Annotated in this window: 8 protein-coding genes; 2 read left to right on the forward strand and 6 right to left on the reverse strand. The window is 62.1% G+C overall.

The window, feature by feature from the left end; translation table 11 throughout:
- Positions 1-4: 4 nt before the first annotated feature.
- A complete protein-coding gene (gene purL, locus PSH81_RS22005; RefSeq protein ID WP_226456304.1) occupies positions 5-3901 on the reverse strand; it encodes a phosphoribosylformylglycinamidine synthase in 3897 nt (1298 codons plus the stop codon).
- A 287-nt stretch (positions 3902-4188) separates the two neighbouring features.
- Here purL and mltF point away from each other — a divergent pair, with 287 nt between their 5' ends.
- Positions 4189-5649, forward strand: coding sequence for a membrane-bound lytic murein transglycosylase MltF (gene mltF / locus PSH81_RS22010; RefSeq protein WP_192299543.1), 1461 nt, complete (start codon positions 4189-4191; stop codon positions 5647-5649).
- A gap of 142 nt (positions 5650-5791) precedes the next feature.
- Here mltF and PSH81_RS22015 read toward each other — a convergent pair whose 3' ends face one another.
- The 5 genes from PSH81_RS22015 to treP all read right to left on the reverse strand — a co-directional run bounded on the left by PSH81_RS22015 (position 5792) and on the right by treP (position 13266).
- Positions 5792-6064, reverse strand: coding sequence for a PTS transporter subunit EIIB (locus tag PSH81_RS22015; RefSeq protein ID WP_226456305.1), 273 nt, complete (start codon positions 6062-6064; stop codon positions 5792-5794).
- Positions 6065-6066: 2 nt separating this feature from the next.
- Complete coding sequence (ptsP, locus tag PSH81_RS22020; protein WP_226456306.1) at positions 6067-8583, reverse strand: phosphoenolpyruvate--protein phosphotransferase; 2517 nt, start codon at positions 8581-8583, stop codon at positions 6067-6069.
- 187 nt (positions 8584-8770) lie between these two features.
- On the reverse strand, positions 8771-9991 hold the full coding sequence (locus tag PSH81_RS22025; RefSeq protein WP_192299546.1) for a carbohydrate porin: 1221 nt from the start codon (positions 9989-9991) through the stop codon (positions 8771-8773).
- A gap of 68 nt (positions 9992-10059) precedes the next feature.
- A complete protein-coding gene (gene treC / locus PSH81_RS22030) occupies positions 10060-11706 on the reverse strand; it encodes an alpha,alpha-phosphotrehalase (protein ID WP_305391478.1) in 1647 nt (548 codons plus the stop codon).
- Positions 11707-11823: 117 nt separating this feature from the next.
- The gene (gene treP / locus PSH81_RS22035) at positions 11824-13266 is read right to left on the reverse strand and encodes a PTS system trehalose-specific EIIBC component (RefSeq protein WP_192299548.1); all 1443 of its coding nucleotides are present in this window, start codon (positions 13264-13266) and stop codon (positions 11824-11826) included.
- 217 nt (positions 13267-13483) lie between these two features.
- Here treP and treR point away from each other — a divergent pair, with 217 nt between their 5' ends.
- On the forward strand, positions 13484-14188 hold the full coding sequence (gene treR, locus PSH81_RS22040) for a trehalose operon repressor (protein WP_192299549.1): 705 nt from the start codon (positions 13484-13486) through the stop codon (positions 14186-14188).
- Positions 14189-14236: the final 48 nt, after the last annotated feature.

Genomic DNA, 14236 nt, shown 5'->3' on the forward strand with positions numbered 1-14236 from the left:
CGCCTTAGTTCACCCACACGCGAGCGTTGCGGAACATGCGCATCCAGGCGCCATCTTCGTTCCACTCTTCCGGGCGCCACGAGTTCTGCACGGCGCGGAATACACGCTCCGGGTGCGGCATCATGATGGTGACGCGACCGTCGCGGCTGGTAAGGCCGGTGATCCCGCGCGGCGAGCCGTTCGGGTTGGCCGGGTAGGTCTCGGTGACCTTGCCGTGGTTGTCGACGAAACGCAGGGCGACGGTGCCGGACAGGTCGGCTTCGAGCAACGCTTCTTCGCTTTCGAACTCGGCATGGCCTTCACCGTGGGCGATGGCGATCGGCATGCGCGAACCGGCCATGCCTTGCAGGAAGATCGAGTTGGACTCCTGCACCTGCACCATGGCGACACGGGCTTCGAACTGCTCGGAACGGTTGCGCACGAAGTGCGGCCAGAACTCGCTGCCCGGGATCAGTTCGCTGAGGTTAGACATCATCTGGCAACCGTTGCACACACCCAGGGTGAAGCTGTCGTTGCGCTCGAAGAAGCCCTGGAACGCATCGCGCGCACGGCTGTTGAACAGGGCCGACTTGGCCCAGCCTTCACCGGCACCCAACACGTCGCCGTAGGAGAAACCGCCACAGGCTACCAGGCCTTTGAACTCGTTGAGGTCAACACGTCCGGCGAGGATGTCGCTCATGTGCACGTCGATCGCATTGAAGCCGGCACGGTCGAACGCGGCCGCCATTTCCACCTGGCCGTTGACGCCCTGCTCACGCAGTACCGCCACTTGTGGGCGGATGCCTTTCTTGATGTAAGGCGCGGCGATGTCCTGGTTGACGTCGAAGCTGAGCTTGGTGCTCAGGCCCGGGTTGTCTTCTTCCAGGATCACGTCGAATTCCTGCTCGGCGCACTCCACGTTGTCGCGCAGACGCTGGATCTGGTAGCTGGTCTCGGCCCACTGGCGTTGCAGCAGACGGCGCTGGCCTTCGAACACGGTGTCGCCATTGAAGACGATGTCGATCTGGCCGTTGTTGATCGGCTGACCAATCACGGCTACGCAATCACCCAGGCCAGCGGCGCTGAATTGTGCAAGCACGTCCGGGGTGGCGTCCTGGCGAACCTGGATCACCGCGCCCAGTTCTTCGTTGAACAGGATGCCGTTGATCTCGGACTTATCCTCGGCAACGCTGTCGAGCACGATGTTCAGGCCGCAGTGACCGGCGAAGGCCATTTCCACGACGCTGGTCAGCAAACCGCCGTCGGAACGGTCATGGTAAGCCAGCAGGTGGCCGTCGGCGTTCAAGCCCTGGATCACCGCGAAGAAGGCCTTGAGGTCTTCGGCGTCATCGACGTCCGGCGCCTGCTTGCCCAGCTTGCCATGGGTTTGCGCGAGGATCGACGCGCCCATGCGGTTCTGGCCACGGCCCAGGTCGATCAGGATCAGGTCGGTGGTGCCCTTGTCCATGCGCAGTTGCGGGGTCAGGGTCTGGCGGATGTCGGTGACCGGTGCAAAACCGGTGACGATCAGCGACAGCGGCGAAGTGACCGTCTTGTCGACGCCGTCTTCGTTCCAACGGGTGGCCATGGACATGGAGTCCTTGCCCACCGGAATGGTGATGCCCAGCTCAGGGCACAGTTCCATGCCGACGGCTTTGACAGTGTCGTACAGGCGCGCGTCTTCACCCGGGTGACCGGCAGCGGACATCCAGTTGGCCGACAGTTTGATGTCAGACAATTTGCCGATGCGCGACGCGGCGATGTTGGTGAGGGTCTCACCGATGGCCATGCGGCCCGACGCCGGAGCGTCCAGCAAGGCCAGCGGCGTGCGCTCGCCCATGGCCATGGCTTCACCTGTGTAGACGTCGAAGCTGGTGGCGGTGACGGCAACGTCAGCCACCGGAACCTGCCACGGGCCGACCATCTGGTCACGGGCAACCAGGCCAGTGATGGTGCGGTCGCCGATGGTGATCAGGAAGCTTTTGCTCGCCACGGCCGGGTGGTGCAGCACGCGTTCGATGCTGTCGGACAGATCCAGCGTGCTTGGGTCGAAATCGTCGCCCAGTTCGGTTTCACGCACGGCCGAACGGTGCATGCGCGGGGCTTTGCCCAGCAGCACTTCCAGCGGCATGTCCACCGGGCTGTTGCCGAAGTGGCTGTCGGTGACCGTCAGTTGCGGTTCGGCAGTCGCTTCGCCGACCACGGCGAACGGGCAACGCTCGCGTTCGCAGATGGCCTGGAAGCGCGCGAAGTCTTCTGCGCCAACAGCCAGCACGTAGCGTTCCTGGGATTCGTTGCTCCAGATTTCGTGCGGGGCCATTCCCGGCTCGTCGTTTGGAATGTTGCGCAGTTCGAAACGGCCACCACGGTCGCCATCGTTGACCAGCTCCGGGAAGGCGTTGGACAAGCCGCCGGCGCCGACGTCGTGGATGAAGCTGATCGGGTTCTTGTCACCCAACTGCCAGCAACGGTCGATGACTTCCTGGCAGCGGCGTTCCATCTCTGGGTTTTCGCGCTGTACGGAAGCGAAGTCCAGGTCTGCCGAGCTGGTGCCGGTGGCCATGGAGGAAGCTGCGCCGCCGCCCAGGCCGATCAACATTGCCGGGCCGCCGAGCACGATCAGCTTGGAGCCGACCAGGATCTCGCCTTTCTTGACGTGTTCTTCACGGATGTTGCCCATGCCGCCAGCCAACATGATCGGCTTGTGGTAGCCGCGCACTTCATCGCCACGCGGGGTGGTGATGGACTGCTCGAACGTACGGAAGTAACCGGTCAGCGCCGGACGGCCGAATTCGTTGTTGAACGCAGCGCCGCCCAGCGGGCCTTCGATCATGATGTCCAGCGCGGTGACGATGCGCTCAGGCTTGCCGTACGGCACTTCCCACGGTTGTTCGAAGCCCGGGATCTGCAGGTTGGACACGGTGAAACCGGTCAGGCCTGCCTTTGGCTTGGCGCCACGGCCGGTTGCACCTTCGTCGCGGATCTCGCCGCCGGAGCCGGTGGCTGCGCCCGGGAACGGGGCAATCGCGGTCGGGTGGTTGTGGGTCTCGACCTTCATCAGGATGTGCACCGGCTCCTGCACCGCGCCGTACTGGCGGGTCTCCGGGTCCGGGAAGAAGCGGCCGGCAACGGAGCCGACGATGACCGAGGCGTTGTCCTTGTAAGCCGACAGAACGCCTTCGCTGTGCATCACGTAGGTGTTCTTGATCATGCCGAACAGGCTTTTTTCCTGGCTCTCGCCGTCGATGTCCCAACTGGCGTTGAAGATCTTGTGACGGCAGTGCTCGGAGTTGGCCTGGGCGAACATCATCAGTTCGATGTCGTGCGGGTTGCGCTTCAAGCCGTTGAAGGCGTTGACCAGGTAGTCGATCTCGTCGTCGGCCAGGGCCAGGCCGAGTTCGGTGTTGGCCTTCTCGAGGGCGGCGCGACCACCACCGAGCACGTCAATCGCGGTCAGCGGCTTGGGTTCGGCGTGGCTGAACAGACCGGCGGCCTGTTCCAGCTGGCCGACGATGATCTGCGTCATGCGGTCGTGCAGGCTGCTGGCGATCAGCTCGGCTTCGGCGTCGCTGAACTGGCCGGCGACATAGAAGGCAATACCACGCTCCAGGCGCTGGATTTTTTCCAGGCCGCAGTTGCGGGCGATGTCGCTGGCCTTGCTCGACCAAGGCGAGATGGTGCCGAACCGTGGCAGAACCAGGAACAAGCGGCCAGTCGGCTCTTGAACGGGAACGCTTGGGCCGTACTTCAGAAGGCGTGCCAGCACTTGCTGTTCGTCGGCGGTCAATACGCCGGTGGTTTCGGCGAAGTGAGCAAATTCAGCGTACAGGCCTGTAACAGCTGGAACCTTCTGGCTCAGTTGCTCAAGGAGTTTGCTGTGGCGAAAGGCAGAAAGGGCAGGAGCGCCGCGCAGGATCAACATCTTCGGGACAGCCTCGGGAAGGGGGTGTGCTTTGAGGCCGTGCATTCTAGCGTAAACCATCGCCAACGGCACCCGAAACGGCACCGCTGGCCGCTGCCGAACGTCAGTTGGCATGGTTTGCACGCTATCGGGGCATTATCCAGGGCATTCCGCGCAGTTATTTTAACCGTCACAATCACCCGCCAACCCGCATTTCTGCGGGCTGCAGCACGCTTTTTCGGCACCTAGCAGACAAGTCCCGCGCTGTCGAGATATGGCGCCGTGGGCCGTTTGCGTATACTGCGCAGATGTTCTCCCCTACTGCTTTGCGCCCGCGGTGCGCCAAATGGCTCATCGCAACCGGACTCTTCCTGATGCTCAGCGCCTGTGTTGATAAACCCAGCACGCTCGAGCGAATCAAGGAGGACGGCGTATTGCGGGTGATTACCCGGAACAGCCCGGCGACCTATTTCCAGGACCGCAACGGTGAAACCGGTTTCGAATACGAACTGGTCAAGCGTTTTGCCGATGACCTGGGCGTCAAGTTGCAGATCGAGACCGCCGACAACCTCGATGACCTGTTCGGCCAGTTGGGCAAGACCAACGGCCCGGTATTGGCCGCCGCCGGCCTGGTCAGCAGCGAGCAGCGCCAGCAGCAGGTGCGCTTCTCCCATCCTTATCTTGAAGTGACCCCGCAGATCATCTACCGCAACGGCCAGTCCCGCCCGACGAATGCGGCGGACCTGGTGGGCAAGAAGATCATGGTGCTCAAGGGCAGCACCCACGCCGAACAACTGGCGGCGCTTAAACAGCAGAACCCTGCAATCGAATATGAAGAATCCGACGCCGTTGAGGTGGTCGACCTGCTACGCATGGTGGACGAAGGGCAAATCGACCTGACCCTGGTGGACTCCAACGAAGTGGCGATGAACCAAGTCTACTTCCCCAACGTACGCGTGGCGTTCGACCTCGGCAACGCCAGCAACCAGAGCTGGGCCGTGGCCGCCGGTGAAGACAACAGCCTGCTCAACGAGATCAACAGTTACCTGGACAAGGTCGAGAAGAACGGCACTCTGCAACGGCTCAAAGACCGCTACTACGGGCACGTTGATGTACTCGGTTATGTCGGCGCCTATACCTTCGCCCAGCACTTGCAGCAGCGCTTGCCCAAGTACGAGAAACACTTCCGGGCCTATGCCAAGGAAGAAAAGGTCGACTGGCGTTTATTGGCGGCCATCGGCTATCAGGAATCGCTGTGGCAACCGGCGGTCACCTCCAAGACCGGCGTGCGCGGCCTGATGATGCTGACCCAGAACACCGCCCAGGCCATGGGCGTGTCCAACCGCCTGGACCCCAAGCAAAGCATCATGGGCGGCGCCAAGTACCTGGCCAAGATCAAGGATGAACTGGACGACAGCATCGCCGAGCCGGACCGTACGTGGTTCGCCCTCGCTGCCTACAACGTCGGCACCGGTCACCTGGAAGATGCACGCACCCTGGCCAAGCGCGAAGGCCTGAACCCGAACAAGTGGCTGGACGTGAAGAAGATGCTGCCGCGCCTGTCGCAGAAGCAGTGGTACAGCAAGACCCGCTACGGTTATGCCCGGGGTGGCGAGCCGGTGCACTTTGTGGCGAACATCCGGCGCTATTACGACATCCTGACCTGGGTGACCCAGCCGCAGCTGGAGGGCAACCAGGTGGTCGAAGGCAACCTGCATGTGCCGGGCGTGAACAAGACCAAGCCGCCGGAAGACAACCCCCAACTGTAAGCACACCACAAAACCAGATGTGGGAGCGGGCTTGTGTGGGAGCGGGCTTGCTCGCGAAAGCGGTGTGTCAGTCACTGCATGAGTAGACTGAACCGCCGCATTCGCGAGCAAGCCCGCTCCCACATTTTGATCTTCTCCAGGCTTAAAGGCCGGTGAGCAGATGCACCACGCCGCCAGCGAGCACCATCACCCCCGGCACACCGGCTGCCGTCAACGCCTGCTCGTCCAATCGCGTCGCATCCAACAACTGCACCCTCACCCTTGTGAGTGCCACCCGCTGCTGCGACTTGAGGTTGTCCGCCCCACCCAACGCACTCAGCACTTCGGTTGACAACACCCCAGGCGCGGCGACCGTCTCGGCAATCAAATCCGGGGTCAACGCCTTCCAGAACGCCCGCTGCAATTTCTCGAACATGTTCAAAGCTCCACGACAGGTGAGGTTTCAACAGTGGCCGCGTGGTAAAGGCGCAACGCCTCACGCACTTGGGCGGCTTCTTCCAGGCCCAGCACCTGGCGGGCGATGATCTGGCAGTCGGCCAGGTCCAGCTCGCGCACGGTGGCCTTGATGGTCGGGATCAACGGTACGCTGACCGACAACTCATCCACCCCCAGCCCGAGCAACACCGGCACCGCCAGTGCTTCGGAGGCCAACGCCCCACACACGCCGACCCACTTGCCATGGGCATGGGCCGCCTTGACGGTAGTGGCGATCAAGCGCAGCACCGCCGGGTGGAAGCTGTCGGCCTGGCTGGCCAGGCGCGGGTGGTCGCGGTCCATGGCCAGGGTGTATTGGGTCAGGTCATTGGTGCCGATGGAGAAGAAATCCACATGGGGCGCAAACACATCGGCCATCAGCGCGGCGGACGGTACTTCGATCATGATGCCCAGTTTCGGCAGTTCAGAGAGCCCGAGCGCCAGCGCTTCCTCCTGAAGAATCGTGCGGGCCTGGTGCAGCTCCGACAGCAGGCTGACCATCGGCAACATGATGTGCAGGCGCGCAAAACCGGCGCTGGCGAGGATTGCACGGAACTGCTCGCGCAGCAGCTGCGGGCGCTCCAGGCACAGGCGAATGCCGCGCAAGCCGAGGAACGGGTTGGTCTCGGCGTCCATCGGCACGTAGGCCAATGGTTTGTCGCCGCCGACGTCCAGGGTACGCACCACCAGATTGCGCTCGGTGCCCAGGGCACGGGCGATGGCGGTGTAGGTGCCCGCCTGTTCTTCCGGGCTGGGCGCGCGATTGCGGTCCAGGTAGAGGAACTCGGAGCGCAGCAGGCCAACCCCCTCGCCGCCCAGGGTCAACGACTGCTCTACTTCTTGCAACGAGGCGACGTTGGCAGTGACTTCAACGTGATGCCCATCGCGAGTAGTGGCAGCTAATCCAGCCTGCGCCACTTCGCGCTGGCGACGCAGTACTTGCTGTTGGCGCGCGGCCTCCAGCTGTTCGATTTCAGCCAGGTTCGGCTCCAGGTGCAGCTCACCTTTGTCGGCATCCAGCAGCACCTGCTTGCCATTGGCCAACGCCAGCACTTGCAGTGGCACACCACACATCGCCGGCAGGCCGAGGGCACGGGCGAGGATCGCGACGTGACTGGTGGCGCCGCCGCCGACGGTGACAAACCCCAGCACCTTGCGCGTGTCGAGGCTGGCGGTTTGCGAGGGCGTCAGCTGTTCGGCGATCAGGATCGCGCGCTCGGGCAAGTCCCAGGCGCTGTCTTGAATGCCGAGGATCAACTTGAGCACGCGTTGGCCAACGTCGGCCAAGTCCGCTGCACGTTCGGCGATCAGCGCATTGCCCAGGCCCTGGAACAACTGGACGGTGGCGAGCGTGGCGCTGTTCCAGGCAAACGCGGCGCTCTTGCCTTGCGCCAGCAGGTCGTGGGCTTGCTCAAGCAATGTCGGGTCTTCGAGCAACTCCTGGTGAGCACGGAAAATCTCCGCCTGGGCGCTACCGGCGGCCTTGTCTTGCAACGCTTGCAGCGCTGCGTTCGCGGCCCGCAGGCCACGCTGCAATGCGGCGCGTTCGGCCGCTTCACCAGCGCCCTGCTCGGTGATGCTCAACTCGGGCTCAGCCACCTGAACCACCTGGCCAAACGCCGAGCCCGGCGACGCGCACACGCCGCGCAATAGTGTCGACGATGACACCGGCGCAATCACTTCGGCCGCTGCCGCGACCGTCTCGCCGCAACCGTCAGCCAACAGCGCCACCAATGCCTTGATCGCCGCGTCGGCATCCTCACCCGCGGCGCTCACTTGCAAGGTGTCGCCGTACACGGTTTGCAGCGCCATGATCGCCACCAGCGACTTGGCGTTGGCGCTCTGGGTTTGCTTGTGCAGGTAGATGCTCGCCTTGAAGCCCTTGGCCGCCTGGGCCAGCACCGCCGCCGGGCGCGCATGCAGGCCGTTGGCGTTGGGCAGCGTCAGCGGTTTGGAGAACAGCGCATCGCCCTCCTCCTCATCCACTGCATCAACCGCCGCGCCTGGGGATAACTGCAACAGCGGCTGGCCCATCTCGACCGAGCCGTTCGCCAGCAAGGTGAACGGCTCGCCGCTGACCACCAGCATCAAGGTCAGCAGGCTGCGGGCATTGAGCGCCACATAGTCGGCATCGAATTCGATCAGCGCCTGCCCGGCCTCCACGCGCTGGCCTTCCTGCACCAAGCGGGTGAAACCTTTGCCTGCGAGGTTCACGGTGTCCAGGCCGATATGCATCAGCACCTGCACGCCGTGGTCATCGGTGATGCTGACCGCATGCCCACTGTCCTGGATATTGCTGATCACCCCGGCCAACGGTGCGCAGAGGGTCTGCGAGGTCGGGTCGATGCACAGGCCATCGCCGATCAGGCGGCTGGAGAAGACCGGGTCGGGCACCGCGTCCAGTGCCAACAGCACGCCGGACAGCGGTGCCAGCAGTTCCAGGGGTTGAGTTGTGGTCATGACTTCACCTGTTGTTTTGTTCTGTAAAAATCATCGGTTGGATACAAATCCCTGGGGCGGCGCAGATCAACATGTGGGAGCGGGATTGCTCGCGAATGCAGTGTGTCAGTCACCGAATACATAGCTGATACACCGCATTCGCGAGCAAGCCCGCTCCCACATTATTAGTCCGCGTACACCCACATACTTACTTCCACCAGTACTCGACCTGCACACCAAAGTTCGACCCATGCCGCGCCGTACCGTACGAGCCGGTGTCGGACAACGCCGACCCTGCCGCCAGCTCATTCGCCGCGCGCTTGGCCGCTTCGTTCCAGGTTGCATAGGTGTAGTACAAACGCACTTCCGGGCGCGCCCAGAAATCCGGGCCTTTGGGTGACCAGGTCGGGGCAAAGGTAAATTTGCTCAGCTTGCGCGTGCCGCCACTGGCATCGACCTGATCATGGCCAAGCTCGGTGACCAGCTTGAACTGCTCGCTGATGGCATACGCCGGACGCACGCCGACAGACATCCAGGTCTGGTCCTGGCTGCCGGGGCGAATGTCTTTCTGGTACACCGCCTCGATCTGCCCGCCGAAACGCGGAGTCACCTGCCAGTCGAAAAACTCCACGGCGCGATAACTCTTGCTGCTGTTATCCAGGAATGTATTGCCGGTGTAGCCGAGCCCGGTGCCGGGGCCTTCGCCGTACTGCAAGGCGAACTTGTTCTTGCCGCCCAGGAAAGGTTTTTGCACGTGCTGCGCGGTGAGCGCCCAGCCGCTGTTGGTGTCGCGCCCACCGGCTTTTTCGATGTAGCTCAAGCCCAGTTCCAGCTCACCGCCAGGGTTGGTCTTGAAGCCGGCAACGTTGAAGTCGTGACGGGTGGCGTATTCCTTCTGGTACAGGTTGTCCTTGCGGGAAATCGCATAGCTGTACTTGAGGTCGCCGATCAGCACGTCCTCGATACCGCCGCCCGTGGCGCTCTGGTTCCAGTAGTAGAAGTCGGAGATATGGATGTCGTTACGCTTGTAGTAACGCCGCCCGGCCCAGATCGAGCCGCCGTTGAGGCTGGGCAGGTTGGACCACTGCGCATACATCTGCGGCATGCGCGCCGAGCCGTTGTTCTCGCCCTGGAACTTGAGCTCGCGATCGTACTTGTTATAGAGCGAGGCCATGGCATCAACGCTGAGCACCGAGCCGTCGTCGAGGGTCAGCAGGTCCTGGCGCAATTCCAGCTCGGCGTATTGTTCGCATTCGTTTCCCAGGCGGTACTTGGATTGCGCCCCCGGCAATTGGAAGCATTGTTGCGGACCGCTGCCTGTTGAAGTGCCTGCGCCGCTACGCAGGTAACCGGCAAATTCCAGCGCCTGCGCGCCGAAGGGCAAGCCCAGGCAGGACGCAACGAGGCCCAGTTTTATTGTTGTTTTCATGACGCACTCCGAATTTTTATTATGGTTTTTGCAGCGCCCCGTGCTCCCACACGGGGTTACAGCGGGTCTCAGTCCTTGAGGTGCAGCACAAACGATTCGTAGGGGCGCAACACCACCGTCGCGCTTCGCTGCGGGCAGTCGGGGTAGTTGCTGATCAGCAGGCGTTGCTCGGTCGCCGCGTTGAGCACGTTGTCAGGCAGTTGGATTTCGCAGGGTTTGCCGTAGAAGTTGTTCAGCACCAGCAGGCGTTCGCCGTGACCTTCGCGCAGGTAGGCCCAGACCTGGAGATGGTCTGGCAACAGTTGGCGATAGACGCCGTGCTGGATCAGCGGCTCGTGGCGACGCAAGGCGATCAGCGCACGGTAGTGATGCAGCACCGAATCCGGGTCATCCAGCTGGCATTCGACGTTGATCGTCGAGGCATTGGCCGCAATACCAATCCACGGCTCGCCGCTGCTGAAACCGGCGTTGGCCCCGGCATTCCACTGCATCGGCGTACGCCCGTTGTCCCGCGACTTCTGCATGATCGCAGCCATGCTCACGGCTTCGGACTCGCCCGCATCGCGCTTGAGACGGAAGATATTCAGGGTCTCCACATCACGGTATTGCTCGATGCGGTCGAAGCCCGGGTTGGTCATGCCCAACTCTTCGCCCTGATACACGTACGGCGTGCCCTGGAGAAAGTGCAGCGCGGTGGCGAGCATCTTGGCCGAGACCACGCGGTGTAATCCGTCGTCACCAAAACGCGAGACCACGCGCGGCTGGTCGTGGTTACACCAGAACAGCGCATTCCAGCCGCCACCGGCCTGCATGCCCAGTTGCCAGTCGGAAAAGATCTGCTTGAGCTGGAGGAAATCGAAGTCGGCCTTCACCCACTTCTGCAGGTTCGGGTAATCGACTTTCAGGTGATGAAAGTTGAAGGTCATCGACAGCTCTTTCGACGCTGGATTCGAATAACGAATGCAGTGTTCCAGGCTGGTGGACGACATCTCGCCGACGTTGATCAGGTCGTGGCCTTCGAAGACTTCGCGGTGCATTTCCTGCAAGTACTCGTGCACGTTCGGGCCGTCGGTGTAGAAGCGACGGCCGTCGGTGTTGTCCTCGGGGAAATCGGCGGGCTTGGAGATCAGGTTGATCACGTCCAGGCGGAAACCGCCGACGCCCTTGTCACGCCAGAAGCGCATCAGCTTGAACACTTCGGCGCGTACCTTGGGGTTGTCCCAATTGAGGTCGGCCTGGGTGTGGTCGAACAGGTGCAGGAAATACTGGCCGGTTTGCGCCTCGTACTCCCAGGCCGAGCCGCCGAACTTGGATTCCCAGTTGTTCGGCTGGTCGCGCCAGATGTAGAAGTCGCGGTACGGGTTGTCGAGGCTGCTGCGTGCTTGCTGGAACCACGCGTGCTCGATGGAGGTGTGGTTGACCACGATGTCGAGCATCAGCTTGATGCCGCGCTTGGCGGCTTCGCTGATCAGCAACTCGCAGTCGGCCATGGTCCCGTAGCTGGGGTCGATGGCGTAGTAGTCGCTGATGTCGTAGCCGTTGTCGCGCTGCGGCGAGCGCAGGAACGGGGTGATCCACAGGCAGTCGACGCCCAGCCATTGGAGGTAGTCGAGTTTGTCCACGATGCCCAACAGGTCACCGGTGGCGTTACCCGCGTGGCTGTGGAAGCTTTTGGGGTAGATCTGGTAGATCACCGAGTGTTGCCAGTTTTGCATGGGGGCTCCTTGAGTAGAGTTTGGTGCTGGCTTTGAGGGCCTCTTCGCGAGCAAGCCCGCTCCCACAGGGGAATGCATTTCAAAGGAGGGAGCGGGCTTGCTCGCGAAGGCGATAGATCAGGCGACGCGATAACCCGGCCGGACAATCTTCATGCTCAACCCACAGGTCAGAACAAACGGCACCACGATCGCAATCACCATCCCGATCACGAAGCTGGGGATGTACTGCGGAATGATCGAGATAAACCCAGGCAAGCCACCGACCCCGATGGCCGACGCCTGCACCTTGTTCAGCGACAGGAAAATGCTGCCCAGCGCCGAGCCCAGCAGCGCGGCGTAGAACGGAAACTTGAAGCGCAGGTTCACCCCGAACATCGCTGGCTCCGTGATGCCGAAGTAGGCGGAAATCGCCGAGGTGGACGCCATGCTTTTGTCCCGCGCATTGCGGGTCATGTAGAACACCCCAAGCGCGGCGCTGCCTTGGGCCAGGTTGGACATGACAATCATCGGCCAGATAAAGGTGCCGCCCTGGGTCGAGATGAGTTGCAGGTCCACGGCGAGGAACATGTGGTGCATGCCGGTGATTACCAACGGCGCATACAGCAGGCCGAAAATCGCCCCGCCGACCATCGGCGCCAGGTCGAACAGGGTGACTACGCCTTCGGTGATCAGGATGCCGAGGTGGCGGGTCACCGGGCCGATGATCGCCAGGGCCAGCACGCCGGTGACGACGATGGTGGTGATCGGTACGACGAGCAGTTGAATCGCGTTGGGCACCCGCGCCCGCAGCCATTTCTCGATGACACTCATCACATAGGCGGCCATCAGGATCGGCAGGATCTGCCCCTGGTAGCCGACTTTTTCAATCTTGAACCAGCCGAAAATATCGAAGTACGGCAGGCTCTGGCCGTCGAGGCCGGCGACAGCTTTACCGTAGTTCCAGGCATTGAGCAGGTCCGGGTGCACCAGCATCAGGCCCAGCACGATGCCGAGGATTTCACTGCCGCCAAAGCGCTTGGCCGCCGACCAACCCACCAGCGCCGGCAGGAACACGAACGAGGTGTTGGCCATCAGGTTGATCAGGCTCCACAGGCCATCCAGGTTCGGATACGCCTCCAGCAGCGTCTTGCCCTCGATGAACATGCCCTTGGCACCCATCAGGTTGTTCACGCCCATCAACAGGCCGGCGATGATCAGCGCGGGCAGGATCGGCATGAACACATCGGAGAACACCCGCACCAGGCGCTGCATGGCGTTGGTCTTGTCGGCGCCTTTTTTCTTCACGTCGGCGATGGTGGCGGCGGCGAGGCCGGTCTGTTCGCGCAGGGCGGCGTAGACCTTTTCCACTTCGCCGGGGCCGATGACCACCTGGAACAGGCCGCCGGTGAAGAACGAGCCCTTGACCAGATCGACCTGGTTCAGCGCACTGCCGTTGACCAGGCTCGGGTCCTTCAACGCCAGGCGCAGGCGAGTCACACAGTGGGCGGCTTGCTCAAGATTGTCGCTGCCACCGAGGTGTTCGAGGATCTCGCGGGCAATGTTCGAATAGTCGTGGCTCATGCTTGGTTTCCACTTTGGTTTTTTTTATTGGGGGGCAGTCATTGGCAGCACGCCGAGGGCAAAAGTACTCGTCTGTACGAGTTAAAGCAACAACTCGTACAGACGAGTTACAAAAAGTTTATTCGGTGTAGGACCCGACTCACTGTAGGTCGAATGGACAAACCCCACCCATGCCACTAAGGTTCCTGCCTGAACGCAAAGGCACAGAGCCATCCCCATGAGCAAATACAACCAGATCTATACCGATCTGCTTGCCAGCATCACCACTGAACGCCTGCAACGCGGCACGCGCCTCCCCTCCGAAACCGAACTGATGCACAGCTACCAGGCCAGCCGCGGCACCGTGCGCCGAGCTATCGAGCAGTTGCAGGAGCGCGGCTTTGCGCAAAAGATCCACGGCAAGGGCACCTTCGTGCTGTCGCCCAACCCGATTGAATTCCAACTGGGCGGCATCGTCAGCTTCCATGAAACCCACGCCGACCTGGGCGATGACGTACGCACCGACGTCGTCGAGTTCACCCAGTTCCCGCTGGAAGGTTCACTGCTGCAACATATCGAAGCCGAACCCGGCACCCTGATCACCCGCATCAAACGGGTGCGGCGCATCGGCGGCAAACGGGTGATCCTCGACATCAACCATTTCGTCGCCGAGCTGATCCCCGGCCTGGACCGCAGCATCGCCGAGCAGTCGATCTACGCGTTTATCGAACAGACCCTGCAACTGCAAATTGCCTACGCCCAGCGCACCATCGAAGCCCTGCCCCGCAGCAAGGACGACCAGGCACACCTCGACCTCGAAGGCCAAAGCCATGTGATCGTGGTGAGCAACCAGACGTTTTTGCAGGATGGGCGGCAGTTCGAGTACACCGAGTCGCGGCATACGTTGGATAAGTTTTACTTTTCTGATATTGCGCGGCGGTGAGCGACATCTGGCTGAGCAATGCGGGGCGAAGCGGCGCTCGTTGAGCGC

Source organism: Pseudomonas sp. FP2335, from assembly GCF_030687535.1.
In the GTDB taxonomy this organism is placed as follows: Bacteria; Pseudomonadota; Gammaproteobacteria; order Pseudomonadales; family Pseudomonadaceae; genus Aquipseudomonas.